At 71.5% G+C, this 26,868-nt stretch carries 29 protein-coding genes and 1 pseudogene; 11 read left to right on the plus strand and 19 right to left on the minus strand.

Going from position 1 to position 26,868, the window contains the following annotated elements; all coding sequences use genetic code 11:
* The first annotated feature begins 56 nt into the window (after positions 1-56).
* Positions 57-728 carry a DUF899 family protein gene (locus EDF40_RS06005; protein WP_123339044.1) on the plus strand — a complete coding sequence of 224 codons (672 nt, stop codon included), beginning with the start codon at positions 57-59 and terminating at the stop codon, positions 726-728.
* On the opposite strand, the gene EDF40_RS06010 is transcribed toward EDF40_RS06005, so the two are convergent.
* Both EDF40_RS06010 and EDF40_RS06015 read right to left on the minus strand, forming a co-directional pair.
* Positions 719-1,747: a YhcG family protein gene (locus EDF40_RS06010; RefSeq protein ID WP_123338777.1), complete on the minus strand. Its 1,029-nt coding sequence runs from the start codon at positions 1,745-1,747 to the stop codon at positions 719-721. The genes EDF40_RS06005 and EDF40_RS06010 overlap by 10 nt on opposite strands.
* 78 nt (positions 1,748-1,825) lie before the next feature.
* A complete protein-coding gene (locus EDF40_RS06015; RefSeq protein ID WP_123338776.1) occupies positions 1,826-2,863 on the minus strand; it encodes a dipeptidase in 1,038 nt (345 codons plus the stop codon).
* Between the two features lie 44 nt (positions 2,864-2,907).
* On the opposite strand from EDF40_RS06015, the gene EDF40_RS06020 reads away from it, so the two are divergent.
* Positions 2,908-3,483: a GNAT family N-acetyltransferase gene (locus EDF40_RS06020; RefSeq protein WP_123338775.1), complete on the plus strand. Its 576-nt coding sequence runs from the start codon at positions 2,908-2,910 to the stop codon at positions 3,481-3,483.
* Positions 3,480-3,986, plus strand: coding sequence for an SRPBCC family protein (locus tag EDF40_RS06025; protein WP_123338774.1), 507 nt, complete (start codon positions 3,480-3,482; stop codon positions 3,984-3,986). The genes EDF40_RS06020 and EDF40_RS06025 overlap by 4 nt, the downstream gene beginning before the upstream one ends.
* Here the strand turns inward: EDF40_RS06025 and EDF40_RS06030 are convergent.
* The 6 genes from EDF40_RS06030 to EDF40_RS06055 are packed head-to-tail and all read right to left on the minus strand — an operon-like array spanning position 3,953 to position 11,086.
* Positions 3,953-4,786: a MurR/RpiR family transcriptional regulator gene (locus EDF40_RS06030; protein WP_123338773.1), complete on the minus strand. Its 834-nt coding sequence runs from the start codon at positions 4,784-4,786 to the stop codon at positions 3,953-3,955. The two genes, EDF40_RS06025 and EDF40_RS06030, sit on opposite strands and share 34 nt — an antisense overlap.
* Positions 4,783-6,042: an allantoate amidohydrolase gene (locus EDF40_RS06035; RefSeq protein WP_123338772.1), complete on the minus strand. Its 1,260-nt coding sequence runs from the start codon at positions 6,040-6,042 to the stop codon at positions 4,783-4,785. Before EDF40_RS06035 ends, EDF40_RS06030 begins: the two co-directional genes overlap by 4 nt.
* On the minus strand, positions 6,039-7,271 hold the full coding sequence (locus EDF40_RS06040) for an alanine--glyoxylate aminotransferase family protein (RefSeq protein ID WP_123338771.1): 1,233 nt from the start codon (positions 7,269-7,271) through the stop codon (positions 6,039-6,041). Before EDF40_RS06040 ends, EDF40_RS06035 begins: the two co-directional genes overlap by 4 nt.
* A gap of 43 nt (positions 7,272-7,314) precedes the next feature.
* On the minus strand, positions 7,315-8,709 hold the full coding sequence (allB, locus tag EDF40_RS06045) for an allantoinase AllB (RefSeq protein WP_123338770.1): 1,395 nt from the start codon (positions 8,707-8,709) through the stop codon (positions 7,315-7,317).
* The gene (locus tag EDF40_RS06050) at positions 8,706-9,470 is read right to left on the minus strand and encodes an aspartate/glutamate racemase family protein (protein ID WP_123338769.1); all 765 of its coding nucleotides are present in this window, start codon (positions 9,468-9,470) and stop codon (positions 8,706-8,708) included. The genes allB and EDF40_RS06050 overlap by 4 nt, the downstream gene beginning before the upstream one ends.
* Before the next feature lie 56 nt (positions 9,471-9,526).
* Positions 9,527-11,086 carry an NCS1 family nucleobase:cation symporter-1 gene (locus EDF40_RS06055; RefSeq protein ID WP_123338768.1) on the minus strand — a complete coding sequence of 520 codons (1,560 nt, stop codon included), beginning with the start codon at positions 11,084-11,086 and terminating at the stop codon, positions 9,527-9,529.
* Positions 11,087-11,259: 173 nt separating this feature from the next.
* Here EDF40_RS06055 and EDF40_RS06060 point away from each other — a divergent pair, with 173 nt between their 5' ends.
* Both EDF40_RS06060 and EDF40_RS06065 read left to right on the plus strand, forming a co-directional pair.
* Positions 11,260-12,015, plus strand: a complete 756-nt coding sequence (locus tag EDF40_RS06060; protein ID WP_123338767.1) for an SGNH/GDSL hydrolase family protein — start codon at positions 11,260-11,262, stop codon at positions 12,013-12,015.
* 117 nt (positions 12,016-12,132) lie between these two features.
* Positions 12,133-12,720 (plus strand): VOC family protein, encoded by a 588-nt coding sequence (locus EDF40_RS06065; RefSeq protein WP_123338766.1) that lies wholly within the window; start codon positions 12,133-12,135, stop codon positions 12,718-12,720.
* Between the two features lie 4 nt (positions 12,721-12,724).
* Here the strand turns inward: EDF40_RS06065 and EDF40_RS06070 are convergent, their stop codons facing one another.
* The 3 genes from EDF40_RS06070 to EDF40_RS06080 form a co-directional block, all read right to left on the minus strand.
* On the minus strand, positions 12,725-13,228 hold the full coding sequence (locus EDF40_RS06070) for an N-acetyltransferase (protein ID WP_123338765.1): 504 nt from the start codon (positions 13,226-13,228) through the stop codon (positions 12,725-12,727).
* A gap of 4 nt (positions 13,229-13,232) precedes the next feature.
* Positions 13,233-14,636 (minus strand): LLM class flavin-dependent oxidoreductase, encoded by a 1,404-nt coding sequence (locus EDF40_RS06075; protein ID WP_221180443.1) that lies wholly within the window; start codon positions 14,634-14,636, stop codon positions 13,233-13,235.
* A 67-nt stretch (positions 14,637-14,703) separates the two neighbouring features.
* A complete protein-coding gene (locus EDF40_RS06080; RefSeq protein WP_123338764.1) occupies positions 14,704-15,072 on the minus strand; it encodes a VOC family protein in 369 nt (122 codons plus the stop codon).
* A gap of 62 nt (positions 15,073-15,134) precedes the next feature.
* Here EDF40_RS06080 and EDF40_RS06085 point away from each other — a divergent pair, with 62 nt between their 5' ends.
* From EDF40_RS06085 to EDF40_RS06095, 3 genes are read left to right on the plus strand one after another with little or no spacing between them, the layout of a single operon-like run.
* The gene (locus EDF40_RS06085) at positions 15,135-15,599 is read left to right on the plus strand and encodes a MarR family winged helix-turn-helix transcriptional regulator (protein ID WP_123338763.1); all 465 of its coding nucleotides are present in this window, start codon (positions 15,135-15,137) and stop codon (positions 15,597-15,599) included.
* Between the two features lie 52 nt (positions 15,600-15,651).
* The gene (locus EDF40_RS06090) at positions 15,652-15,894 is read left to right on the plus strand and encodes a hypothetical protein (RefSeq protein WP_185002817.1); all 243 of its coding nucleotides are present in this window, start codon (positions 15,652-15,654) and stop codon (positions 15,892-15,894) included.
* A 52-nt stretch (positions 15,895-15,946) separates the two neighbouring features.
* Complete coding sequence (locus EDF40_RS06095; RefSeq protein ID WP_185002820.1) at positions 15,947-16,522, plus strand: HdeD family acid-resistance protein; 576 nt, start codon at positions 15,947-15,949, stop codon at positions 16,520-16,522.
* Between the two features lie 24 nt (positions 16,523-16,546).
* Here the strand turns inward: EDF40_RS06095 and EDF40_RS06100 are convergent, their stop codons facing one another.
* A complete protein-coding gene (locus EDF40_RS06100; protein ID WP_123339041.1) occupies positions 16,547-17,116 on the minus strand; it encodes a uridine kinase in 570 nt (189 codons plus the stop codon).
* Positions 17,117-17,179: 63 nt separating this feature from the next.
* Here EDF40_RS06100 and EDF40_RS06105 point away from each other — a divergent pair, with 63 nt between their 5' ends.
* Positions 17,180-17,635 (plus strand): GNAT family N-acetyltransferase, encoded by a 456-nt coding sequence (locus EDF40_RS06105; RefSeq protein WP_185002822.1) that lies wholly within the window; start codon positions 17,180-17,182, stop codon positions 17,633-17,635.
* A gap of 119 nt (positions 17,636-17,754) precedes the next feature.
* Positions 17,755-18,492 (plus strand): hypothetical protein, encoded by a 738-nt coding sequence (locus tag EDF40_RS06110; RefSeq protein ID WP_123338761.1) that lies wholly within the window; start codon positions 17,755-17,757, stop codon positions 18,490-18,492.
* A 7-nt stretch (positions 18,493-18,499) separates the two neighbouring features.
* Here EDF40_RS06110 and EDF40_RS06115 read toward each other — a convergent pair.
* The 7 genes and pseudogenes from EDF40_RS06115 to EDF40_RS06145 all read right to left on the minus strand — a co-directional run.
* Positions 18,500-18,979: pseudogene (locus tag EDF40_RS06115) on the minus strand (GNAT family N-acetyltransferase); the annotation flags it as partial.
* Between the two features lie 111 nt (positions 18,980-19,090).
* Entirely contained in the window at positions 19,091-19,540 is a 450-nt protein-coding gene (gene sufU / locus EDF40_RS06120; protein WP_123338759.1) for a Fe-S cluster assembly sulfur transfer protein SufU, read from the minus strand.
* Positions 19,537-20,829, minus strand: coding sequence for an aminotransferase class V-fold PLP-dependent enzyme (locus tag EDF40_RS06125; protein WP_123338758.1), 1,293 nt, complete (start codon positions 20,827-20,829; stop codon positions 19,537-19,539). Before EDF40_RS06125 ends, sufU begins: the two co-directional genes overlap by 4 nt.
* 134 nt (positions 20,830-20,963) lie before the next feature.
* Complete coding sequence (locus tag EDF40_RS06130) at positions 20,964-21,218, minus strand: antitoxin (protein WP_374102075.1); 255 nt, start codon at positions 21,216-21,218, stop codon at positions 20,964-20,966.
* 54 nt (positions 21,219-21,272) lie between these two features.
* Positions 21,273-22,556 carry a chloride channel protein gene (locus EDF40_RS06135; RefSeq protein ID WP_123338757.1) on the minus strand — a complete coding sequence of 428 codons (1,284 nt, stop codon included), beginning with the start codon at positions 22,554-22,556 and terminating at the stop codon, positions 21,273-21,275.
* 60 nt (positions 22,557-22,616) lie between these two features.
* Positions 22,617-24,731: an alpha-galactosidase gene (locus EDF40_RS06140; protein ID WP_260212517.1), complete on the minus strand. Its 2,115-nt coding sequence runs from the start codon at positions 24,729-24,731 to the stop codon at positions 22,617-22,619.
* A gap of 14 nt (positions 24,732-24,745) precedes the next feature.
* A complete protein-coding gene (locus EDF40_RS06145) occupies positions 24,746-25,729 on the minus strand; it encodes a magnesium and cobalt transport protein CorA (RefSeq protein WP_243698069.1) in 984 nt (327 codons plus the stop codon).
* A 162-nt stretch (positions 25,730-25,891) separates the two neighbouring features.
* Here EDF40_RS06145 and EDF40_RS06150 point away from each other — a divergent pair, with 162 nt between their 5' ends.
* A complete protein-coding gene (locus EDF40_RS06150) occupies positions 25,892-26,692 on the plus strand; it encodes a tryptophan-rich sensory protein (protein WP_123339037.1) in 801 nt (266 codons plus the stop codon).
* Positions 26,693-26,868 lie beyond the last annotated feature (176 nt).

Here is a 26,868-nt window from a genome sequence, read left to right on the forward strand (position 1 = left end):
CGTTGCCGTGTGGCCCACCTGGGCGTACGGTGCCGGGCAACGACGAGGAGGTCGCCATGTCCAAGCTGCAGCAACCCGAGGTCGCACCGCCCGTGGTCGACCGTGCCGCGTTCGACGAGGCACTCGCCACCCAGGTCCGCGAAGAGAAGGAACTCACCCGGCACGGCGACCGGGTGTCCGCCGCCCGCCGCCGACTCCCGATGGTCCAGGTGGAGGACTACGAGTTCCAGGGTGCCGACGGCCCGGTCCGGCTCTCCGAGCTGTTCGACGGCCGCTACCTGCTCCTCGTGCAGAACGTGATGTTCGCGCCCGACTGGGACGACGGCTGCCCGAGCTGCACCTGGGCCGTGGACAACCTGCCGGCGAACACGGGCCGGCTCGACGACGAGGGCATCGCGTTCGCCATGGTCTCGCAGGCCCCGATCGAGAAGCTCGAGCGCTGGCGGGAGCTGCGCGGCTGGCCGCACCGGTGGGTGTCGTCGGGCGCCACGAGCTACCACGACGACTGGGGATGGACCCTGCACCACGACGACTACGACGGTCCGGTGCCGGGCTACTCGTACTACCTGCTGCGCGACGGCGTGCCCTACCTGACGTACGCCACCGGATCGCGTGGGACGGAGGCCATCCTGCCGGTCGCGCACATCATGGACCGCACCGCGTACGGCCGCCAGCAGGACTGGGAGGACAGCCCCGAGGGCTGGCCGCAGTACCCCACCTACGGCTGAGCGTCCTCCGCTGGCCGCAGCGCCCGCCGGAGTTGCGCCTCCGAAGGCAGCGCTCGCTGCAGCTCAGTTGGCAGCAGATCGAACGAAGCCACTCCCACCGGGGCGTTGGACGCGCCGAGTGCGTACCGGACGACGGCGTCGTTCTTGCCCGCGACGAGCAACAGCCCGACCGTTTCAGCGTGCGCTGGGCGGCGGAGCTCGCCGTCGACGAGGGCGACGTAGAACGAGAGCTGCCCGATGTTGTCCGGCCGGAACTCTCCGGTCTTGAGTTCCACGACGACGTACCGGAGCTGCTCGACGTGGAAGAAGAGGAGATCGACGAAGAAGTCGTTGCCGTCGACGTCGAAGTGCACCTGCCGCCCGACGAATGCGAACCCGGTACCGAACTCGCGGAGGGTTTCCTCGATCCGCTGCACCAGTGCGCGCTCGAGCTTTCGCTCGTCGAGGTCGCCGTCGACGGCGAGGAAGTCGAGCACGTACGGGTCCCGGGTCATCTGCCGAGCCAGATCGGCACCGTCTTCGTCCAGGAGACGACCGAAGTTCGTTGGCGGAGTCCCGCTGCGCTCCAGGACACGGGTTCGCAGGTTGTGCACGAGCGCGCTTCGCGACCAGCTGCCCTGAACTGCAGCTACTGCGTACCGAGCCCGGCGATCAGGCTCCGGCACTGGGAGCAGAGCACGGATGTGCCCCCACGGCAATTGGTCCACAAGCTGTGGACCAATTGATGCTTCCTCAGGCCAGGCCGCTGCGAACTGCCGCATGTACTTGAGGTTCGTCGCCGACAGCCCCTTCATCGACGGGAACTCGCTTCGCAGATCGTCGGCGAGCCGGTTCAGGACACCGCTCCCCCACTGCCCGCTCTTCGACCGCTCGAGCAGGACCGTGCCGATCGACCAGTACAGGTGCACCAGTTGCGCGTTCGCTGCCAGCTGCACGCGATGCCGCGTCGCGGTCACCTGTTCGCGGATCACTCGAAACGTGTGTTCGTACTCGGCCGGGAGCGTCGATCCATCAGTCATCCGCCGATCGTGGGGGCTGCTGGCACGCGCCGTCCACGAATCGGTATGGACGTCAGGTGTGAAAGCACATGGCCAGGGTCAGCGCACGAATGCTGTCCGCGCGAAGCGCTCGTCGGTCGCTTCGAGCACCCGCAGCACGTTGCCCCCGGCGAGCGCCCGCAGGTCGTCCGCTCCCCACCCGCGCCGCTGCAGCTCGGCCGCGAGCACCGGGTACCGCGACACGTCGCGCAGGTCCGGCGGCAGCACCGGGGTGCCGTCGTAGTCCCCGCCGAGGCCGATGTGTGCTGCGCCGGCGAGGTCGCGGGCGTGCTCGACGTGGTCCGCGACGTCCGACACCGTCACGAGCGGCGGCTCCCCCACCGAGCCGGCGTCCTCCCAGTCCACCCAGTCGCGGGAGACGAACTTCGGCACGAACGTGATCATCACGACGCCGCCGTTGTCCGACAGCCGGGCGAGCACGTCGTCCGGCACGTTCCGCGGGTGGTCGTCGACGGCGACGGTGGACGAGTGGCTGAACACGACGGGCTGCGTGGCGACGTCGAGGGTGTCCCGCATGGTCGCCGGTGCGGTGTGGGACAGGTCGACGAGCATGCCGATCCGCTCCATCTCGGCCACCACCTGGCGGCCGCGGTCGGTCAGCCCGCCGTGCGGACGCGAGCCCGTCGCCGAGTCGGCCCAGGGGGTGTCGTCGTTGTGCGTGAGCGTCATGTACCGGACGCCGAGTCGGGCGAAGTCGCGGAGCACCGCCAGGTCGTCGCCGATGGAGTGCCCGCCCTCGGCGCCGAGCAGCGACGCGATCCGGCCGGACTCGACCGCCGCCCGCACCTCGGTCGCCGTCCGGGCCAGTGCGAGCGACTCCGGGTACCGCGCGATGATCCGGTGCGCCAGGTCGATCTGCTGCAGCGTCGTCCGCACCGGGTCCGGTTCGTCGACGGGCACGAAGACCGACCAGAACTGGCCGACGACCCCACCGGCGCGGAGCTTCGGCAGGTCGGTGTGCAGCGAGTCGACCTCGGTGTCGATGCCCTCGACCCCGGAGTCGTGGGTCTCGCGGCGCTCCCACGGCAGGTCGTTGTGGCCGTCGATGACCGGGAACGGGATCGCGTCGAACGTCATGCTCCCGACGGTACCGCGCGCACTGCCGTGGCTAGGCTCGGTGCGTGGACCCCGTCACCCTCCGGACCGATCGCCTGGTGCTCTCCGTGCCGGAACCGTCCGATGCGGAGGACGTCATCGCCTACGCGAACGATCCCGACGTCGTCGCCTACACACCGGTACCGGTGCCGTACGGCCACGCCGAGGCACACAACTGGATCACCGACGTCGTGCGCGCGGGCTGGTCCACGGACTCCCGCTACGAGTTCGGCATCCGGCGGGCCGACGACCTCCGGCTGCTCGGGACGATCGGACTGTTCGGGTTCGTCGACGGCGCGGCCGAGGTCGGCTACGCCGTGCACCCGGACGGGCGCGGCCACGGCTTCGTGACCGAGGCCGCAGCCGCCGTCCTGGCTTGGGCGTTCACGCCGTCGTCCGACGGGCTCGGGCTCGTCCGCGTGCAGTGGCGGGCGATCGCGGCGAACGCCCCGTCCGCGGCGATCGCGCAGCGGCTCGGGCTCCGCTACGAGGGACGGCTCCGGTCCGGCGTGTTCCACCGCGGACGACGCCACGACCAGCTCATCGCGGCTGCTCTGCACGATGACGACCGCTCGACGCCGACGGTCTGGCCCGCGTCGTGACGGTGACGTTCCGCGTGGTGACCGAGCTCGCGGCACCGCCCGAGCGCGCGTTCGCGCTGTCACTCGACATCGGCGCGCACGAGCGGTCGATGGCTGCGACCGACGAACGCGCCGTCGCCGGCACGACGTCCGGCACGATCGGCCTGGGCGAGTCCGTCACGTGGCGCGCGCGGCACTTCGGGATCGTCTGGCGGATGACGAGTCGGATCACTGCTCTGGAGGCCCCACACCGGTTCGTCGACGAACAGGTGCGTGGGCCGTTCGCCCGCTTCCACCACGAGCACCGGTTCGAGCCGTCGGCCGGCGGCACGCGCATGGTCGACACCATCACGTTCCGCGCACCGTTCGGCCCGCTCGGTCGTCTGGCCGAGGTCGTCGCCCTCGAGCGCTACCTGCCGCGGCTCATCCGTGAGCGCAACGCGTCGCTCGCCACCGAGCTGCACGCCGACGGCCGGGACGGCCGCGACGGTCAGGGCGCTGCGAGCTCCCCCAGCGCGTCGTAGGCACTCGCCACCGCGTCGACCCGCGCGCGGCCGGCCGGCCCCGAGGCTTCGTACACGTCGTTCGCGATGGCCGCGACGACCGCGAACATGGCCGCCATCGAGTCGAACGCCGCCGGCGAGTCGACCGGGCACAGGATCGCCGTGTTCGCCGGTGCCGCGATGACGGCTGCGGTCGGGTCGCCCAGCACGACGACGTCGGCGCCGGTCGAGACGCAGTGCCGCACGATCCGGTCGACCCCGGCGGTGTGACGACGCACGGTCACCAGGACGACGAGGTCACGGCGGTCGAGGTCGGCGACCTCTTCGCCGAGCCGCTGCCCCGGGGCCGGACCGACCCGGACGTCGGAGCGGACCTGGGCGAGCTGCGCGCGGAGCTGCAGCGCCACCGGGTAGGCACCGCGCTCCCCGAACACGAGCACACGATGAGCGCGGACGATGCGGCGAGCGAGTCGCGGACGATCGGCACGGGCCAGCGAGGCGAAGGCCGCGTCGAGGTTGCGGGCCTCGACGGCACGCTGGTCGACGTGGGCGGCGTCTTCCGCCACCCACGGCAGGCCGGAACCGCGTGCGGACATCAGGTTCTGCCGGACCTCGGCCGCGTCCTGGAACCCGAGCGACCGGACGAGCCGGGACACCGTGGCCTTCGACGTGCCCGACTCGGCGGCGAGCTCGGCCGAGGTTCCGACGAGCAGGAGTTCCGGGTCGTGCCGGACCATCGCGGCGACGCGGCGTTCGGCGGGCGAGAGCTGCTCCCAGACGGAGTCGATGCGGGCGCGGACGTCCGGTCCGGCGGTGCTCATGCCCGGGCCACCCGCTCCACCGCGACGGCGAGCGCGTCGAGCCCGAGCGCGATGTCGGGCGTCGAGACGAACTCGTCCGGGTGGTGGCTGATGCCGTCCGGGTTGCGCAGGAACAGCATCGCGACGTCGGTGACGAGCCCGAGCGACATGGCGTCGTGTCCGGCCCGCGAGAACAGCTCCATCGGCGCAGCCTCGCCCGTCGACTCGATGCCGGCGCGGACGGCGTCCATCAGCCGCGGCGCGCAGAACACCGCCGGTGCACGGTGCACCTCGGTCGGCGTGACGCTGACCCCGCGTCGTTCCCCGATCAGCGAGAACGCCTTCGTGAGCTCGTCCCAGACCGCGTCGCGGCCGTCGTCGAACTCGCCGCGCAGGTCCACCGAGAACCGCGCGAGCCCGGGGACCACGTTCACGGCGCCCGGTTCGACGGTCATCGTGCCGACGGTGCCGACGTGGTGCGACGCCCGGCAGATCCGCTCGACGGCCAAGGCGGCCTCGGCCGCGGCGAGCAGCGCGTCGTGGCGGCGCTCGTACGGCGTTCCGCCCGCGTGCCGGGCCTCGCCGACGGCCTCGACCGAGAAGCGTCGGGCGCTCGCGATGCTCGTGACGACGCCGAGCGCCTGACCGGCCTGCTCGAGGTACGGGCCCTGTTCGATGTGCGCCTCGAGGTACCCGGCGAGCGTCGTCGGGTCTGCCGTCGCGTCACCCACCCGGGCCGGGTCGAGCCCGAACCGGGTGAAGGCCTCGCGCAGGGTCACGCCGTCGCCGTCCGCCAGGTCCCACCAGGACTCGTCCCACACCCCGGCGACGGCGGACGACCCGAGCAGGGCCTTGCCGAAGCGGGTCCCCTCTTCGTCGGAGAACGCGATGACCTCGAGCGCGACGGGCAGCGGTCCCGCGGTCGTCAGTCGCGCAGCGGTGCGGATGGCCATCAGGACCCCGACGATCCCGTCGTAGCGGCCGGCGTCCACCACGGTGTCGAGGTGCGAGCCGAGCAGCAGCACGGGGGCGTCGGGCGTCGCGCCGTCGACCCGTCCGTGCAGGTTGCCGGCGGCGTCCTGCCAGGTGGTGAGTCCGGCATCCTGCATCCACCCGGCGACGATCCCGTTGACGCGGGCGTGCTCGGGCGACAGGTACACGCGGGTGATCCGACCGGTCTCCGCGGTGACCAGGGCCAGCTCGTCGCACCAGCGCGCCACGAGCTCGGCGTCGGCGGTGCCCAGGGCGGTGGCGGTCACGACCGGGGCCGCGGTCACGCCAGCACCCCGACCGGCGCACCGGCGAAGGCGTCGAGGGCCGCGTCGACCCCACCGCCGTGCGGGACGGCGTGCCCCGCACGGCGGAGCGCGTGCTCGAGGGCGGCGAGGGTCGTCACGACGGTGTCCTTGCGGGCGTTGTAGCCCATGGTGCCGATGCGCCAGACCTTGCCGTGCAGCGGTCCGAACGAGGTGCCGATCTCGATGCCGTGGTCGTCGAGCATCGAACCACGGACCTGGTCGCCGACGACGTCGGACGGGATCTCCACGGCGACGACGTTGTGCATCTTGTGTGCGACGTCACCGAACACCCCGAGCCCGAGCGCCTGGACGCCCTGCAGCATCGCGCGGCCCGCGAGTTCGTGCCGAGCGATCGCCTGCTCGCGCCCTTCGTCGAGCAGGATGCGGGCGCACTCGTTGGCGGCGTAGAGCATCGACGCGGCCTCGGTGTGGTGGTTCAGGCGCCGCGGGCCCCAGTAGTCCAGGATCATCGCGAGGTCGAGGTAGTTCGAGCGGATCGGCTCGTCGGCGACGTCGTCACCGGGTTCGCGGATGCCCGCCTCGACGCTGCGGCGCTCGTCGAGCACGGCGGTCGCACGCGGCGAGACGGTGACCGGTGCGCTGCCGGACGGCCCGCCGAGGCACTTCTGCAGGCCGGCGCTGACGGCGTCGATGCCCCAGGCGTCGACCTCGAGCGGGTTGCCGCCGACGGTCGCCGTGGCGTCGGTGTAGAACAGCACGCCGTGCCGCTCGCAGATCGCGCCCAGTTCGTCGAGCGGCTGGTTCATCGTCGTGGAGGTGTCACCCTGCACGATCGCCAGCACCTTCGGCCGGACACGGACGATGGCGTCCTCGATCGCGGACGGTGTGAAGACCTGCCCCCACGCGGTCTCGATGGTGTGGACCTCGGCCCCGGCACGGCCGGCGATCTCGGCGAGCAGGTGCCCGAACCGGCCGAACACCGGCACGAGCACGCGGTCACCCGGTGCGAGGAGCGACACGAGCACCGCCTCGATCCCGGCGCGCGAGGTGCCGTCGACGAGCACGGTGGCGTCGTTCGTGGTGCCGAACACACCGCGGTAGAGCTCCTGGGTGTCGTTCATGGCGGAGGTCATCCACGGGTCGTACTGCCCGACGAGCGGGGTCGACAGGGCGCGGAGCACACGCGGGTCGGCGGTGATCGGGCCGGGGCCCATGAGGAGGCGGGCTGGCGGGTTCACGGGGTGCATGGTTGATCCTTCCGTTCCGGTCACGAGCGTACCGGAACGATCGTTACAGACGTGTTTCGGTGACCCGGGCATCCGCGGTCGCGGGCGCAGCGACGAGCTGCCCCTCGACGGCGGTGACGCCGGACGCGGTGGACGCCACCACGCGCCCGCGCAGCCAGGTCTCGGTGACGCGGCCACGGGCCTCCAGGCCGGCGAACGCGGAGACCGGGTTGCGGTGTGCGAGGCCGGCCACGTCGATGACGGCCGTGGCGGACGGGTCGAACACGGCGAAGTGGGCCAGCGCGCCGGGGGCGATGACCCCGCGGTCGGGGAAGCCGACGAGTGCTGCCGGACCGGTCGTGAACAGCGGCAGCAGCGCCTCGAGCGGGACGCCGCGGCGGAGGGCCTCGGTCCAGACGGCCCGGAAGCCGACCTGCAGGCCGGCGATCCCGCCCCAGGCGAGTCCCCAGTCGTCGACCTTGAGGTCGGCGGTCGACGGCGAGTGGTCGGACACGATCATGTCGATCGTGCCGTCGAGCACACCGGCCCACAGGGCGTCACGGTTCGCGTCGTCACGGATCGGCGGGCAGCACTTGTACTCGGTCGCGCCGTCGGGGATGGACCCCGCTTCGAACGACAGGTAGTGCGGGCAGGTCTCGACCGTGATCCGGACGCCGTCGTCCTTCGCGGCGCGGATCATCGGGATCGCTCCCGCGTCGGACAGGTGCAGGATGTGGACCCGGGCGCCGGTGGCCCGTGCGCCGTCGATGACCCGCGCGATGGCGGACCGCTCGGCGTCGACCGGGCGGGTGGCGAGGAAGTCCTCGTAGTGGCCGCCGAGCGCGGCGTGGTCGACCAGGAACTCGGGGTCCTCGGCGTGCACGATGAGCAGGGCATCGATCCGGGCGACCTCCTCGATCGCGGCGCGCAGTTGGTCGGCGTCCAGGTGCGGGAACTCGTCGACCCCGGACGGCGCGGTGAAGCACTTGAAGCCGAAGACACCCGCGTCGTGCAGTGCGCCGAGCGAGCCGGCGTTGTCGGGGACCGCCCCGCCCCAGAACCCGACGTCGACGGCGACCCGCCCCTCGGCACTCGCCCGCTTCACGGCGAGCGCCTCGACCGTCGTCGTCGCGGGGATCGAGTTGAGCGGCATGTCGATGATGGTCGTGACCCCGCCGAGGGCGGCGGCCCGGGTCGCGGAGGCGAACCCCTCCCACTCGGTGCGTCCGGGTTCGTTGACGTGCACGTGGGTGTCGACGAGGCCGGGCAGCAGGACCTGGTCGTCCGGCACGGTGCGGTCGTCGAGCGTCCGGACCACGGCGTCGACGGGCAGGACGCCGTCGACGCGGCCGTCGCGCACGACGACCGCAGCGGGGCGGAAGGCTCCGTCGATCCAGGCGCGATCCGCGCGCAGGACGAGGTCCGCGACGGTGTCGGCGGCGGCCGGGAGGCCCGTCATGCGCCCGCCCCGACCGTCGCGGCCGCCGCCGGCTGGCGTTCGAAGCCCGCCAGCAGACCCGACATCGCCTTAGTCGGCGGGGTGGCGTACTCGCCGTGCTTGCCCGTCGAGAGCCCGAGCCGCACGAGCGACTCGGCGAGCACGGTCGCCGCGGCGACGCCGTCGACGACCGGCGCCCCGATCGCCCGCGAGACCTCGGCGCAGAAGTCCGCCATCCCCGCGCAGCCGAGCACGACCGCGTCGGCTCCGCCAGCGATGACGGCCCGGCACTCCTCGATCACCAGGGCACGTGCTCCCGAGGCGGGGTCGTCGAGCTCGAGCACCGCGACCTCGCACGCCCGGATCTCGGTGACGAGCGACGCGAAGCCGTAGCGCTCGGCGAGCTCGTGGGCCCGTCCGGTCGTCCGCGCCAGGGTCGTCACGACGCCGAACCGGCGCCCGAGCATCGCCGCCGCGTGGAAGCCCGCCTCGGCGATCCCGATGACCGGCCCGGCGGCGAGCTCCCGCGCGGCGTCGAGGCCCGGGTCACCGAAGCAGGCGACGACGTAGGCGTCCACGCCGTCCTGCTCCCCGAGCGCGATCTGCTCGAGGAGCCCCGGCACCGCGAGCGCCTCTTCGTAGTGGCTCTCGATCGACGCCGGGCCCATCGTGGGGTTCACCGCCTCGACGATGGTTCCCGGGCCGGCGACCGCGGTGGCGGCGACGCCGATCGAGCGGGTCATCGAGGCGGTGGTGTTCGGGTTGACGACGCGGATGCGCATCGGGGTCCTTCCGGTGGTGCGGGCGGTGCGGGTGTCGCTGGTGGTGCGGGGGCGTCTCAGGCTCGCCCGACGGCGGCGCCGTCGTCGACCGTCGGGTCGTCCGAGGCGAGCTCCGGCATGCTCGGCCGGACCCGCTCGAGGCCCCAGAAGACCACGAGTCCCAGGCCGCAGCCGATGAACCAGCTGTAGTTGTTCAACCCCGGCAGGATCCCGAGCGCGGGCGGCAGCACCGCACTGGCGACCGAGACCACCCCGGTGACGACGAGGGTACCGATGGCGTTCGGGTTGAAGCCGCCGCGGTACCAGTACCGGGCCGAGGTGTCCTTCGTGTACATGTCGTCGACGGCGATGCGCTGCTTCCCGACGATGTAGTACCCGGCGATCAGGATGCCGAACAGCGGGCCGATCAGCGCGCCGAGCACCCCGAGCGTGTACAGGATGGCCTGGTCGTTGCCGTACCAGTTCCACGGGGTCAGCAGCACGGAGCCGACCGCGGCGATCATGCCGCCGGCTCGCCACGAGATCTTGCGCGGAGCGACGTTCGAGAAGTCGAACGCGGGGCTGATGAAGTTCGCGACGATGTTGATGCCGACCGTCGCCGTCACGAAGGTCAGGCCGCCGAGCAGGATCGCGAACGGAGCGCCGATCGCCTGCACGGTCTCGATCGGGTCGGTGATGAGCTTGCCGAAGACCGGCACGGTCGCACTCGCACACAGCACGGTGAGCACCGAGAAGAACAGGAAGTTGATCGGCAGGCCCCAGAAGTTGCCCCGCTTGACGGACGCGAAGGACTTGCCGTAGCGCGAGAAGTCACCGAAGTTGAGCATCGGGCCGGAGAAGTAGCTGACCACCAGGGCGACCGCGGAGAGCATGACCGGGATCGACGCGCCGAACGAGAGCGGCTCTCCCACCGACAGCGTGAACGAGATGTTGCCGATGCCGGCCTGGCTGACGAGGTAGATCGCCAGCGCGATCATCACGACGTACACCGCCGGGCCCGCCCAGTCGATGAACTTCTTGATGGCCTCCATGCCCATCCAGAACAGGGCCCCCTGCGCGACCCACAGGATCGCGTACGAGATCCACCCGAGCGCCGACAGCCCCAGGAACGAGTGGTCGAGCAGCCCGGCCGAGGCGGGGATGAACTTCAGGAAGATGATGTTGAGCGACTGCGCGGCGAGGAACGTCTGCACGCCGTACCAGGCCATCGCGATCAGCCCGCGGATGATCGCGGGCACGTTCGCCCCGAGCACCCCGAACACCGCACGGTTGATGACCGGGTAGGGCACGCCGGTGCGCTGCGACGGCTTGGCGACGAGGTTGGCGAAGACCTGCACGATCAGGATGCCGACCACCAGGGCGATGAGCACCTGCCAGCTCGCGATGCCGAGTGCGAAGAGCGACCCGGCGGTGACGTAGCCGCCGACCGAGTGCACGTCGGACATCCAGAAGGCGAAGAAGTTGTAGCTCGTCCAGCTCTGCTTGCGCAGCGGGGCGAGGTCCTCGTTCGTGAGCGCCGGGTCGTACCCGGGCTTGACGACGCCGGCACCAGCGGGTGCGGCGGTCGTGGTGGGGGCGTGGGGCGCTGCGACGGGTGTCACGAGATCGGTAGCCATGGCGTCCTCCGAGGGAGTGGGGTGGGGAGGCGGTGATCGCCTCCACCACAGAAGTTAGGGAGCCTCTTCGCGCCCGCCGTTTCCCTCGTGTAACGGTCGTGTGTCGTGGTCGCTGTCCTGAAACGCTCGTTCCACACCAGAACGTGCACAGACATGTGCACGATGATGGCCCCATGCCCGACACCATCCGTTACGTCGCGATCGGCGACAGCTTTTCGGAGGGCATCGGCGACGCCGGCGCCGTACCGTTCCCCGGCTGGACCGGTCGACTCGCGAGCGGCATGGCCCGTGCGCACGACGCAGACGTCCGGTACGCCAACCTCGCGGTCCGCGGGCGCCTGCTCGCCGGGGTCCTCGACGAGCAACTCGACGCGGCGCTCGCACTCGACCCCACCCCGACGCTCATCACCTTCTGCGCCGGCGGCAACGACCTGCTGCGGCCACGGTTCGACGCTGCCGCCCTCATCGCGCCGCTCGAGGCAGCGGTCAGGACGGTCCTCGACCGCGGCGTCCACCTGGCACTGCTGAGCCCGGCCGACCCGAGCGCCCGGCTCCCCCTGGGGCACCTCATCAACGCGCGCGGCGACGCCTGGGCCGACGCCCTCGCCGACCTCGCCCGGCGGTACGACCTGCCCTTCGTCGACGTGTCCCGTGATCCACACCTGCGCCGTGCCGAGTTCTGGTCCGAGGACCGGCTGCACATGAACGACACTGGCCACCAGCGCGTCGCGGACCTCGCCCTGCACGCGATCGGGGACGGACCGGCACCGATCGAGCCGGCGTCCGAACAGACCGGTCGCACCCGATTCTCCGAGGAACTCCGCTACTACCGCGAGCACGTCCTGCCCTGGGTGCAGCGCCGCGTCACCCGGCGGTCCTCGGGCGACGGACGCTCGGCAACGTACCCGGCGTGGACCCCCGTCGACTGATCACGCACGATCGCGGCGGTTCTCCGCACGCGTCCCGCGCTCCGCTTGTCCTCCCCCGCGCGCAGCCGTTCTACTCGGGTGATCCACGTCCGAGCCGAACTCAGGGGAGACGGCACCATGCACACTGCGCCACGCCCATCCGGCACCACCGCGACACGTCCTGCAACCGTCACCACCCCGACGGGCACCCCCAGCACCGCACACGGCATCGACCACATCGGCCTCACCGTGCCCGACATCGACCAGGCCACCGACTTCTTCGTCCTGGGACTCGACGCCGTCCCCCTGTACGACCGGTTCCTCCGGAGCGAACCGCTCCGCGGTCAACCCGACGTGCAGCGCCGGCTCGGCATCCCGAAGACCATGGCCCAGGGCGCGCTGCGCATGCTCGCGCTGCCGAACGGTCCGGGACTCGAGCTGTTCGAGTACCACGGCCCCGATCAGCGCCCGGCCGTCCGCGCGAGCGACCTCGGCTGGCAGCACGTGGCGTTCTACGTCGACGACATCGACCACGCGCTGTCGCACATCGAGACGGCGGGCGGCCAGCGGTACGCGGACCCGCGCGACCTGGGCGGCAACGAGGGAGGATTCGGCAACCGGTTCGTGTACGTCGGCACCCCGTGGGGATCGACGATCGAGCTGATCACCTACCCGAGTCGGCAGTCCTACGAGGACCACGCCCCGCGACCGAAGTGGCGCGTCTGACCGTTCAGTGCGCCGGGGCCGTCGCGATGTACGTCCGCGTCGGCCCGCCCGTCAGGGCGTGCGGGAACTCGACCCCGTCCGCCCGGAACCCGCCGGCTTCGTAGAGCCGCAGCGCCCGCTCGTTGCCGGCGAGTGCGTGCAGGACCACCGCGGGGTGTCCCGTCGCCGACGCCGCGTCGACCGACGCGGCCAGGAGCGCACGCCCCACACCCCGCGCCTGCACGTCCGGGCGGACGGCGAGCAGCGACAGGTAGGCGGCGTCGGACGGGTCGGTCGGACGCCCGGACCCCGGCGCCGTCACGAGCGCGAAGCCGTCGATCGCACCGGCCGCTCCGGCAGCGACGAGCAGTGCGACGCGCGGCACGGCGAACTTCGACGCCGCGCGGGCTCGCACCGCGTCGGACTCCGGAACGCTGTCCCGTGCCGCGACCGCTGCGACCCACAGGTCGACACACGCCGAGACCTCGTCCGGGTCCGCTGGACGCACGGACACGGACGGTTCGATCACCCGGTCAGCCTACGACCGCGCTGCTGCCGATCCTGAACGACGCCCCACGGTGCTCGTCGGGCAGCCGGTCACCGCGGCCGTGCAGCTTGTGCCGCAGCGAACCGGGCTCGTAGCCGGTCGGGTAGGCCCCACGCGCCCGGAGTTCGGGGATGACGAACTCGATGACGTCCTCCCACGTGCCCGGGGTCACCGCGTACGCCAAGTTGAAGCCGTCGACGTCGGTGAGCTCCTGGATCTCCTGCAAGCGGTCGGCGATGGTCGCTCCCCCGCCGACGGCGACCGGCCCGAGCCCGCCGATCGCGGTGTGCCGGGCGAGGTCGCGGATCGTCCACGAGCTGCCGTCCTCGCCGGTCGCCGCCGCGATGTTCGCCGCCACCGACTGGATCGCGTTCGACTCGACATCACCGAGGGGCTCGTCGAGGTCCCACTGCGACAGGTCGACGCCCATCCAGCCGGAGTTGAGCACCAGCGCACCGAGCTCCGACGCGTACGACAGGTAGTCCTCGTACTTCGCCTGCGCCAGCTCGTCGGTGGCGTCCGTGATCACGGTGAGCAGCGTGTAGACGCGAGCGGCGTAGCGGTCGCGACCAGCTGCCTCCAGGGCGTCACGGACCTTCGCGACGGTCGACGCGAGCTGCTCGACGGTCGGTGCGCCCACGAAGACGGCTTCGGCGTTCTCCGCTGCGAAGCGGATGCCGCGCGGCGACGCGCCCGCCTGGTAGATGACAGGCGAACGCTGCACCGACGGCTCGGACAGGTGGATGCCCGGCACGTCGAAGTGCTTGCCGTGGTGCTCGATCGGGTGCACCTTCGCCGGGTCGGTGAAGACGCCGGACGCGCGGTCGGCGACGACCGCGTCGTCCTCCCACGAGCCCTCCCACAGCTTGTAGAGGACCTCGAGGTACTCGTCGGCCACGTCGTAGCGGTCGTCGTGCGACAGCTGGTCGGTCTGGCCCATGTTCCGCGCGGCGCTCGGCAGGTAGCCGGTGACGACGTTCCAGCCGACGCGCCCCTTGGTCAGGTGGTCGAGCGTGGAGATCCGCCGGGCGAACGGGTACGGGTGCTCGTACGCCGTGCCCGCCGTGATCCCGAAGCCGAGGTGCTCGGTCACCGACGCCATCGCCGACACCAGCAGGATCGGGTCGTTGACCGGCACCTGCGAGCCCGTGCGGAGTGCGGCCTCGTTCGAGTCGCCGTACACGTCGTAGGTGCCCAGCACGTCGGCGATGAAGATGCCGTCGAACGCCCCGCGCTCGAGCGTCTTCGCCAGGTCCGTCCAGTACGTCAGGTCGCGGTAGTCCCGCGATCGGTCGCGCGGGTGCCGCCACAGCCCGGAGGACTGGTGCGCGACGCAGTTCATGTCGAACGCGTTGAAGCGGATCTGCCGGGGCTCGCTGCTGCTGGTCACGCTTGGCGACGCTACGTGCGGGGTCTGCGTCCGTCATCCATCGTGACGAAGCGTGACGGCCGGCGACTCAGGCGCGGTCGTGGAGCGTGACCTGGTAGCCGTCCGGGTCGGCAAAGGTGAACGTCCGACCGAACGGGCCGTCGATCGGCGCCGCGACGATCGTGTGGCCGTCGGCCACCAGGGCGTCGTGGATGGCCTGCACGTCGGTCGCGTGCAGCCAGATCGCCGCCCCGATGCCCGGCTGCGAGACCGCGTCGAGGTCGGTGCCGGGGACGACGTCCCGCAGTGCGAACGCGATCGGCGTCGTCTCGAAGACGACGGCGTGCGGCGGGCCGGCCTGCGAGCGGACCAGACCGAGGTACTGCTCGTAGAACGCCTGGGACGCCGTCAGGTCGCGGGTCTGCAGGGAGATGAAATCGGGTCCGGTGACGGGCATGTGGTGCTCCTTCGTGTCGTGTCAGTCTTCTGACACGGAGCAATCTATGTCAGACTCCTGACATGAGTCAAGACGGTATCGACCTCGAGATGTCCCTCGGGTACCTGCTCAAAGAAGCCGCGAGCGCGCTCCGCGCCGCGATGGAGGCCGTGCTGCGCCCCCTCGGCATGACGATGACGCACTACTCGTGCCTCGAACTGCTGGCCCAGCGGCCCGGACTGTCGAACTCCGAGCTCGCACGCGGCGCCTTCGTCACCCGGCAGTCGATGAACGTGCTGCTGCAGGCCCTGGAACGGGACGGCTTCGTGACGCGGGCCACCGAGGCGCCGGTGGGCAAGGCGCTCCCGACGCGGTTGACGGCGAGCGGGCAGGCGAGCCTCGAGCTCGCGAGCGCGGCTGTCCGCGGCGTCGAGGTCCGGATGCTCGACGGACTGTCGGACGAGCAGCAGGTGGCGGCGCGGGGGGCGCTGCGCAGCATGGTGCGCTCCCTCCGTCGCACCAGCGACGACGAGGCCACCGCGGTCTGACGACGCGCTACCCTTCGACCGGTATTGATGTATCTCTCGAAGGGAACCGTTCGTGCACGAGGACTTCTCCGGCCTGTACCTGTCGAGCCTCTGGCTCAGCGTCGCGATGCTCGCCGGTGGGTACGCCCGGACCCGGAACCGATCGGCGTGGACCTGGTTCCTCCTGACGCTGCTGTTCGGCCCGGTCGCGGTGCTGCTGCTCGTCACGTGGCCAGCGCGCCCGCCGGGCCGCACCGACCCCGCGCGGACCGATGCGTCCGCATCGGCACCGGACACGGGCGGTTCCGAGGAGTAGCCCTGACGCAGAAGCGCGCAGGACCAGATCCTCTCAGGGAAGGGCGGACACCATGGCGCTGCAGGACGACGTCGTCACCGACGTCGGCGGGGATCGACGACTACGGACCGCGCTGCTGATCGTCGGCATCGTGGCGGTCCTCGTCGGTGTCGCCTCACTCGTGCACCCGCACGCGACGCTGTTCGCGGTCGCGTGGGTGTTCGGTATCTACCTGCTGGTGTCCGGCCTGTCGATGATCGTCCGTGCGTTCGCCCGCGGGATCGGCACCGGCCGCCGCATCGGCTTGGTCGTCCTCGGCGCACTGATCCTCGCCGGGGGCATCGTGGCGCTCGTCGCCCCGCCGGTCGGGGTGCGGTGGATCGCGTTCGTGATCGGCTTCGCCTGGCTGGTGGAGGGCATCACGCTGCTCTACGCCCCGACACCGACGAACCGTGCTCTGACGATCGGCGCCGCGGTGCTCAGCATCGTCATCGGCGTGCTCGTCATCAACCTGCCGTCCATCGGGGCAGCGCTGGCCGTCGTCGCCATCGCCGGCTTCCTGATCCTGTTCGGCATCGTGCAGATCGCCCTCGGGGTCACCGTCGGACGCACTGACCGATCCGCCACGACCGCCGGTCGAGCAGTCTGACCACGGCCGCTGCGCAAGGGCCCGTCACCCGTCGAAGAGGACGTCGGCAGCGTCCCTCGGGGCGAACTGTGCTTCGAAGTCGCGTTCGTTGGGGATCCACACGTCCCGCCACAGGTCGTGGTGGTCACGTCCGAGCCGGCGATCGCGCGCCATGCCGCGACGAGCGGCGGTGTCGAGGTCCACGTCGCACCAGACCGCCACGTCGATGTGCGGCATCGCGTCCGGGTGGAAGAGGCCGATGAGGTCGACGACCACGACGTCCGTCGTCGGCAGTGGCTCCGCGGGACCGAGCGCCCGGACCGACCAGTCGAACCGCTGGAACGTGCTCGCTCGCCCCGTCCGATGCGGTTCGAGGACGGACGACGTCAGACGCTCCCGATCGACACCGCCCCAGTCTCCCGACCGCCGGTGGGACCGCTCCGGATCGAGGAAGTCGTCCCCACGGATCCGCACCGCGCCCGGGACCGTCCCGGCCAGACTGCGCGCCAGCGTGGACTTCCCCGAGCCGCAGTACCCCGAGATGCCGACGACGATGGGGTGCCCGGCCGAGGCGCGGCGTGCCGCCACGAGGTCGATGACACCGTCCTGATCCATCGGACCAGCGTACGAGCCGATCACCACCACGGGATCCGCTCCGACGACTCCTAGGCTCGACGGGTGGACGTCACACTGCGGAACAGCATCCCCGAGGACATCGAGTGGCTCGTCGAGCTGCGTGCGCAGGTCCTCCGTGCCGACCTGGAGCGTCTCGGCCGCTTCGACGCGGTCCGGGTCCGCCGACGGATGCGTGATGCCTTCGCACCCGAGCACACCCGGGTCGTCGTGGTCGACGGGTGCGATCGCGGCTCGATCACCGTGCGTCCGGACGCCGACACCCGGTGGATCGAGCACTTCTACCTCGCGCCGGACGCCCAGGGGCGCGGCATCGGGTCCACGGTGCTCCGGACCGTCCTGTCCGCTTCCCACACGGGCACGACCCGACTCAACGTGTTGCAGGGAAGCCCCGCACGACGGCTCTACGAACGGCACGGCTTCGTCGTCGACACCGAGGACGACGTCGACGTCTTCATGACCCTCCGTGATCCCGACCGCGGACCGCACGGAGCGAGCTGACGGCAGCTCCCTGGCCGCGCCGATGGTCGTGACGGACACGAGGACGTGCCGGCAGGCCGACACGCCGCCGCGTGTCAGGATCGCCTGCACGACGACACTGCTCAGTGAAGGGGGAGACCATGACCACACTCCGCACCACCGTCCTCACCGTCGGGATCGCCACGCTCCTCATCGGGGCCACGGGCTGCGCGACCGCGTCCGGCACAGGCGCTCCGAGCGCGGCGCCGACGAGCGCGACGGCCGCCGAGACGACCCGCTCGTCGACACCCACGCCGACCGCGACCGACAGCGCGTCGACACCCACGCCGACCCCGACCGGCGCCGCGTCGCCCGCCCCGACCGGCCCGTCGACGTGGCGCTTCGGGGACGCGTCCTTCGGACCGGTCCAGCTCGGCGCCGCCGACGCCGGCACCGTCCTGCCGGCCGCCGGGTTCACGCGTCAGCCGTCCAGCGGTTGTCCGACGTTCTGGGAGTGGGAGTCTGCCGACCTGTCCACCCCGAGCGGATCCGGCTACCGGATCCTCGTCGCGGCCGATGACTCCGGGGCGGGCGTCCGTTACGTCCGCGTGGCCGGACAGGCCGCCGATCTCGGGGCCTTCTCGTCGCCCGTGCTCACGACCACGGGCATCGCACTCGGTTCGACCGCCGACGAGGTACGCGCGGCGTACCCGGGTCTCGAGAAGACGATCGACACGTGGGACTCGACGATCGGCGGCTACCGCGAGTACGTGACACCGACCACCGGCGGACACTGGCTGCACTTCGACACGACGGGCGGTGTCACCGCAGCCGACGACATCGTGACGACGGTCGTGGTCAACGACACGAAGGCCTCGACGCAGGACGTCTGCCCCTGACCCGGGCCTACAACGGCTTCGCGTACCAACGGTCGGAGTACCGATCCTCGTTGAACGGCGGCACCCGGACGAACCCGAGTCGTTCGTAGAGCGCGCAGGCCTCGGCGAGCGCAGCCCGGGTGTCCAGTCGCAGGGACGCGATCCCCCGCGCACGACACTCCGCCTCGAGCCGGCGCAGCAACGCCGACCCCACGCCCCGCCCACGGTGGCTCGGCAGCGTGAACACCTTCGTGAGCTCCGCCACGTCGCCGAGGAACCGGGCGCCGGCACACGCGATCGGCCGTCCACCGTCGGACGCCACCAGGAACACGCCGCTGTCGCCCTGCAGGTCGTCGTACGGCTCGTCGGCCAGTGCGAGATCGACCTCGGAAGGCGTCGCGTCGCGCCCGTACCAGCGCGAGGCCACCTCGGTCAGGTACGTCCGCACCATCAGGTCGGACTCCGCCCCTCCGGGGCGGCGCACCTCGACGATCACTGCTGTCCTCCGTTCGTCGCTCCGGACGCTCGAGACGCTGCCGGCGACGGACGGGAGGCGCGGGGCGGGCCCGTACCGGGCCTCCTGGCCGTCCGGTGGTCGCGAACGCGAGCCGCACCCGGCTCAGCGGGACGCGGTCGCCTCACGCGCGGCGGCTTCCGCCGCGACCCAGGCGAGCATGCCGCACTTGACCCGCATGACGAACTTCGAGACGCCGTGGAAGGCGATGAGGTCCTCGAGGACGTCCTCGTCGGGCTCGCCGACGCCGCGGGAGCGCATCATCGTGCGGAACTCGTCGGTCAGTGCGAGGAGCTCCGGGACCGTGCGGCCGACGGCCATGTCGGTGAGGACCGATGCCGAGGCCATCGAGATCGAGCAGCCGTCGCCCTGCCAGGCGAGACCGGCGATGCGGTCGGTGCCCGGTTCGAGGCGGATGCGGACGGTGATCTCGTCGCCGCACGTGGGGTTGCGCTCGAAGTGCGAGGCGTCGGCGTCGGGCAGGTCGCCGTCGCCGTGCCGGGCCTTCGCGTGGTCGAGGATGACCTGCTGGTACAGGCTGTCGAGGGCGTTCACGCGGTCGCTCCGAAGTAGCCGCGGACCTCGCCGACGGCCGCGATGAACCGGTCGACGTCGTGCTCGGTCGTGTAGACGTAGGTGCTCGCGCGGCTGGTGGCGACCAGGCCGAGGCGGCGGTGCAGGGGTTGGGCGCAGTGGTGCCCCGAGCGGACGGCGATGCCCTGCGCGTCGAGGTACTGCGAGACGTCGTGGGCGTGCACGCCGTCGACGTCGAACGACACCAGGCCCGATCGCGGGACGCCGACCGGCGGACCGACGACGCGGATGCCGGGGACGGCGGCCAGGCCGTCGAGCATGCGCCGGGCGAGGTGCTCCTCGTGCGCTCGGACACGCTCCATGCCGATGCCCTGCAGGTAGCGGACGGCCTCGGCCAGGGCGACGGCCTGCGACACGGGCTGCGTGCCGGCCTCGAACCGCTCGGGTGCCGGCATGAACTCCGACGCCTGCATGGTCACGGTGGTGATCATGGACCCACCGGTGCGGAACGGGGGCAGCGCGTTCAACAGCTCGCTGCGGCCCCAGAGGACGCCGATGCCGTTCGGGCCGAGCATCTTGTGCCCGGAGAACGCGGCGAAGTCGACGCCGAGCTGCTGCACGTCGAGCGGCCGGTGCGGCGCGGACTGGCAGGCGTCGAGGACGACCAGCGCGCCACGGGCGTGGGCGAGACCGACGATCTGCTCGACGGGGGCGACCATGCCGGTGACGTTGGAGACGTGCGCGAACGCGACGACCTTGGTGTGGTCGGTGATCAGGGCAGCGGCGTCCTCGGCGGTCCAGGTGCCGTCGTCGGCGACCGGGACCCAGCGGAGCGTCGCACCGGTCAGCGCGGCGAGTTCCTGCCAGGGCACGAGGTTCGCGTGGTGCTCGGCCTCGGTGACCAGGATCTCGTCGCCCGGTCCGATGCGGAAGCGAGCGGCGTCGACCCCGCCGCGGCCACGGCTGGCGTTCGCGATGCCGTAGGCGACGAGGTTGAGGGCGTCGGTGGCGTTCGCGGTCCAGACGACCTCGCTCGGACCGGCAGCGCCGATGAAGTCGGCGACGGTGGCACGGGCGTCCTCGTAGGCATCGGTACTCAGGGCCGCGAGCGTGTGCGCGCCGCGGTGCACGGCGGCGTTGTCGTGCTCGAGGAACCGGCGCTCGGCGTCGAGGACCTGGGTCGGGCGTTCCGCCGTCGCCCCGGAGTCCAGGTACGCCAACGGTTGCCCGTTCACGTCCTGCGCGAGGATCGGGAAGTCCGACTTGATCGTCTCGACCTCGGCCTCGGTGAGCGGCTGGTTCGGCGCCACGACTGTCACGTCTCGTCCTCCTGGTGTTGCTGTCCGGAGCAACCCGTCAATGGTGGCCGTTGTTCCCGACGGCGTCCAGTCGGCACGGGAACGGCCCAGGACCACGCCGGGTCCTGGGCCGTCGCACGGTGTGGCTACTCGTTGCCGATCTTCTTGTCCGCAGCGTCGCGGGCACCGTCGATCTTGTCGTCGTACTTGCCGCCGGTGGCCTTCTTGACCGCGTCGGCGACGCCCCCGAGGACCTTGTCGCTGATGTCCTCGGCCTTCTCGCTCTTCAGGGCGTCCTGGACCTTGTTGTCCTTCAGGAAGTCCTGGGCCTTCTTCGTGATGTCGTCGAACCCCGCCATGGCCTGCTCCTCAGCTCGGTGCGGAGCCCGTCGCTCCGTCATGCCGCAGATCGTAGGCCGCAGAGCCGCCGTCTGTCCCGGAACGTGACGAAGTGTTCACACCATCTGTGCGCTGCGTCGACGTGCCAGGACGTACCCGACCGCGACCGCCCCGGACACCGCGAGCAGCGACGGGATGAGGATGTCGGTTCCCTCCTGCGTGAACTCGACCACCAGGACGAGGGCCGTGAACGGGGCCCGCATCGTGGTCGCCAGGAACGCCGCGGCGCCGACGAACGCGAAGGCCGCCAGGCCCGGGCCGTCAGCAGGCCAGAGCAGGAGCCACGCGCCCCCGAGGCCGCCGCCGATCGCCGAACCGATCGCGATCGAGGGCGTCAGGGTGCCGCCGACCGCGCCGGCACCGATGGTGGCCGACGTGGTGATCGTGCGGACGACGCCGAGCAGCAGGAGCAGCACGATCGGCGCCAGGCCGGCGACGGTGTCGTCGTCGAGCGAGGCGTTCATCGCGACGATGCCCAGCGCCCGCCCGTTGCCGAGGATCTCGGGGAACGGCACCGCGATGAGCCCGACCATCGCGAACACCACCGGCAGCACGACGAGCAGGTGCCAGCCCTTGGGCGCGATGCCCTGCAGCCGGTTGGTGAGCTTCACGAACCCGACGCCGGCCAGGCCGAGGACGGGCCCGACGATGATCGCCCAGACGAGCAGCGACGGCGACATGTGCATCGCCGGCACGTGGTAGAGCACCTCGTCCGGGATCACGAGCCGGGCGACGAACGCGGCGACGGCGCTCGTGGCGAACGCGGGCAGGGCCGTGGCGAAGCTGATCTCGCCGAGCAGGACCTCGACGGCGAACAGCGCACCGCCGAGCGGGACGTCGTACACCGCGGCGAGACCCGCTGCCGCTCCGCAGGCGACCAGGATCTTCGTCTCGCGCGGGGTGAGACCGGCACGACGGGTGACGAGCTGGGAGAGCCAGGCGCCGACCTCGCGCGGGGCGACCTCCTTGCCGATCGAGGCGCCGAGACCGACCGCCAGGATCTGCACGCCGGCGTTCGCCAGGGTCGCGAGTGCGGGCATCCGCTTGCCGCCGACCGCCGCGGTGACCGACACGATCGGACGCCCCCAGCGCCGGAGCGCCCACCAGGCGAAGCCCGTCAGGACACCGGCGGCCACGAGGGCGAGGAAGCGGTTCAGCGCCGACGGGGCGTCCGCCGCCTCGAGGTGCCCACCGAAGCCGTACCCGAAGGCCACGAACTGGATGAGCTGCAGCGCGAGCCACACCGCGATGCCGGCGATGCCGCCGGAGACGCCCACCAGGGCGGTGACGACGGCGAGCTTGAGCGCCCAGACGGGGGTCGCGTGTCCGGAGCGCGGCATGTCGAAAACCCTAGCGGCTCCGATCACCGGCACCGGGCCTCCCGGTCGTCCCACCTGCCGTCAGACGGCCGTCAGCCGGAACGGGACCACGCAGTCGGCGGGCATGAGCGGCGGGTGCAGGCCGACCGTGCCGAGCACCCGACCGCTGAACACCCGTGCGCCGCTCCACCAGTCCGGTCGGACGATCCCGTGCCCGTCGCCGACCACGATCGGGTCGACGCGGTACGAGACGTCCGGGTCGAGGTCGCGGAACGTGACCCGACCGGTGCCGGACACCTCGGACCGCCCGATGCTCGCCAGGAAGAAGACGGCGTGCTGCCGGTCCGGCGTGACCGTGCCGTACACGAGCCGGGAGTCGTCGACCTCGTCCATGCGCACCAGGTCGCCGCCGTGCAGCAGCCCGCGCAGCTCCTTGTACAGCGCGATCCACTCCGCCAGCGACGCCGACTCCTCCGCCGTGGCCTCGGTGAGGTCCCACTCGATGCCCAGGTGCCCGACGAGCGCGGTGCCGGCCCGGAAGGCCAGGTCGTGGACGCGGCCCGTCGAGTGGTTCCTGCCGCTCGCGATGTGCGCGCCGAGGAGTTCCGGGGGCAGGAGCTGCTGCGTCCACCGGTGCATCTGCTGCCGCTCGAGGGGGTCGATGTCGTCGGACACCCAGACGCGGTCGGTGTGCTCGATCACGCCGAGGTCGACCCGTGCGCCGCCCGACGCGCACGACTCGATCTCGAGCGTCGGGAAGCGCTCCTTCAGGGTCGCCATCAGCCGGTACGTCGCCAGGGTCTGCTCGTGCACCGCCGCGCCGCCACCGGGGAACCCCGCCTCGACCAGGTCGCGGTTGTGGTCCCACTTGACGTACTCGATGCCGTACTCGCCGATGATCGCCGTCATCCGTTCGAGCACGTACGCGTACGCCTCGGGGATCGCCAGGTCGAGCACCTGCTGGTCGCGGGACCGCATCGGCAGTCGGCCGTCCGCCTGCATGATCCACTCCGGGTGGGCGCGGGCGAGGTCGCTGTCCTCGTTCACCATCTCGGGTTCGAACCACAGGCCGAACTCCATGCCGAGCGCCCGGACACGGTCCACGATCGGCCCGAGCCCGTCGGGCCAGACGTCCTCGTCGACGTACCAGTCGCCGAGCCCGAGGTGGTCGTTCCGGCGGCCGCGGAACCACCCGTCGTCGAGCACGTACCGCTCGACCCCGAGGGCCGCGGCGCGCTCCGCCAGGTCGGTCAGCCGGGCGAGGTCGTGGTCGAAGTACACGGCCTCCCAGACGTTGATCGTCATCGGCCGCGGCGTCGTCGGGTGCTGCGGCCGGCTGCGGAGCCACTGGTGGAAGCGTCGGGCCTGGTCGTCGAGCCCGTCACCGTGGGCGAACCACACCCACGGCCCCTCGTACGTCTCGCCCGTGCCGAGCCGGACCTCGCCCGGCAGCAGCAGTTCGCCGCCGCCGATCACCTGGCGCCCGGTCGACAGGCGTTCGGCGTGGTGCCGGTGGTTCCCGCTCCAACCGGTGTGCACGCCCCACACCTGACCGCGGGCGAAGCCGAAGCCGGGCTCCCCCACCGTCAGGACGGTCGCGGCGTCGGCACCGGTCCGGCCCTTCCGGCTCTCGCGCTGGTGGGTGCCGACGACGAGCTCGCGGCGCTGCGGGGTGCGTTCCTTGCCCCATCGACCGGCGAAGTCCAGGACCTCGCGCGCACCGGACGGGATCGGCATCGCCACCGTCAGGTCGTCCACCGTGTAGACGCCGTCGGCGGTGTTCGTGACGGCAGCCCGGGCACGGACGAGTCCGGAGACGAGCACCTCGATCGTCAGCCGGACGGCAAGGCCCGCGGTGTCGTCGGCAGCCTCGGCCGTGACGATCGTGTCGGTCACGTCGAGCGACCGCACGGTGAACGCCGGCGACCAGTCGTGGCCGTCGCGGTGTCCGGCCAGGCCGGGTCGTCCGCTCCACCCGCGGTTCGGCTCGGGCAGCACGGCGACACGGACGGGGTCGTCCATCTCGTTCTGGGCCACGGGAGCGACGTCCGCGTCGGCGAGTGCGACGAGCGCGTCGTCGTCCAGCGGCCCGAGGGCTGCTCCCCAGTGCACCACCGCGGGCAGCGCGTGGTCACGGCAGTCGAGGACGAGGGAGACGCCCCCGGCGGTCAGGTGGACGAGGTCGTACGAGGTCACAACCCCAGTCTTCCTCAGAACCAGCGTTTGACCTTGAACACGACCCACAGGATCGCGGCGAACAGGACCATCCCCACGATCGAGAGCGGGTACCCCCACGTCCACGTCAACTCGGGCATGTGCGTGAAGTTCATGCCGTAGATGGCGGCGATGAGCGTCGGGGCGAACAGGATCGCCGCCCAGCCGGAGATCCGCTTCGTGTCGTCGTTCTGCTTCTGCGCCGCCAGGGTCGAGTCGACGGTCAGGGCGTTCTGCAGCAGCTGCCGGAACGTGTCCAGCCGCTCCACCGTGCGGATGGCGTGGTCGAGGACGTCGCGGAACCGGCGCTGCATCTCGATCGGCAGGTGGTACTTCTCGGCGCCGCGGTGCAGGTTCTCGATGATGTGGATGAGCGGGCGTGCCGCACGCTGGAAGTCGACGACCTCGCCGAAGAGTTCGTAGATGCGCCGAGAGACCCCGGCCTCGCCCGCGAACAGCTGGTCCTCGATCTGGTTGATGTCCTCTTCCAGCCCGTCGATCACCGGTACGTAGCCGTCGACGATCGTGTCCATGAGCGCCCAGAGCTGCGCCTGCGGTCCGACCGTCACCAGGCCGGGCTTGCCGCTCATCCGCTGCAGCGCTCGCGGGACGGTCGGCTTGCCGCGCGGGTCGGCCTTCACCACGACGAGGAAGAAGTCCTCGCCGACGAAGGCGTGCACCTCGCCGAACGCCACCTCTTCCTGCCCGTCGTTGTAGAGCGCGGGCTTGAGGACCACGAAGAGCGTCGAGCCGTACCGCTCGAGCTTCGGTCGCTGGTGTCCCTCGGCGGAGTCCTCGACCGCGAGCTCGTGCAGGCCGAGCGCGACCGCGACGTCGCCGAGCTCCTGCGCGTCCGGTTGGTACAGCACGATGCAGGCGCTCGCGCCCTGCTCGTCGAGCATCCGGAAGGTGTCGTCCAGCGACGGACTCGCCATCGGGGCGATCCGGTCGACGTACACGGTGTTCATCTCGACGCTCACGCGACCACCGTACGCAGGTGTCCGGCTTTCGGACGGGAGGCCCGTGGCGGGCCCGCCACGCGCCTCCAGGTCCGTCCCCCACAGGCTGAACGCACGCTGCGCGCCCGACAGGACCGCCCGCCTACGGTGCAGGTAATCAGCATGCTGACGAAGGGAACGGTCATGAAGAGGATCTGGAAGCGCATCGCGGTCGCCGTGAGTGCCGTCGTCGCGGTGGTCGGGGCGTTCGTCGGGTCCGGCGCGGCCGGCGGGACACCGATCCAGGACGCTGCCGGCGGAGCACTGTCCGCGTCGTCGACCGCCATCGCGCCGGACGGTCCGGCGTTCTCGATCTGGAGCGTCGTCTACGTCGGCCTCATCGCCTACGCCATCCGCCAGCTCTTCCGCACGTCGGACGATGACCGGCACGCGAAGCTGGCGGTGCCGGCGATCCTGTCGCTGCTGCTCAACGCGGCGTGGATCCTGTCGGTGCAGTTCGGGTTCCTGTGGGCGAGCGAGCCGATCATCGTGGCCCTGCTCGCGGTGCTGGTCTGGACGTTCACGATCCTGCGGCGGACGAAGCCCTCCGGCGTCGTCGAGGCGATCGTCACCGACGGCACGTTCGGCCTCTACCTCGGGTGGGTGTGCGTCGCAACGGCGGCGAACACGGCCGCGGTGCTGACGGCAGCGGGCTTCCGGGGCTTCGACCTCGGGCAGGACGTCTGGGGTGTGCTCGTCGCGGCGGTGGCCGGGCTCGTCGGGCTGCTGCTGGCCGTGTGGGGTCGGGGTCGCCTGGCGCCGATGCTCTCCCTGGCCTGGGGGCTGGCGTGGGTGGCGGTCGCGCGGCTCGACGGTCCGCTGGTGTCGACGCCGACCGCCGTGGCCGCGGTGGTCGCAGCCGCCGCGATCGTGGTGGTGACGGTCGCCGTGCGGGCGCGGGCGGGGTGGTCCGGCACGCGTGGCCTGGCCCGAGTCTCGGGCTGAGCGACACTTCTCGGGCGCTCGGCTGCGAGAATTGTCGCCCAGCCCGAGTCTCGGGGGCGGGGCGCCACGGTGCGTCGCGGTCCGTCCGGGTCCGTCCCGGCAAACCGACACTTCTCGCGGCGCCGATCCGGTCCGTGCCGCGAAAGCGACAGTCTGCCGCGGATGTTCCGCGGCAG

Source organism: Curtobacterium sp. PhB170 (assembly GCF_003752345.1).
Taxonomy (GTDB): Bacteria; Actinomycetota; Actinomycetes; order Actinomycetales; family Microbacteriaceae; genus Curtobacterium.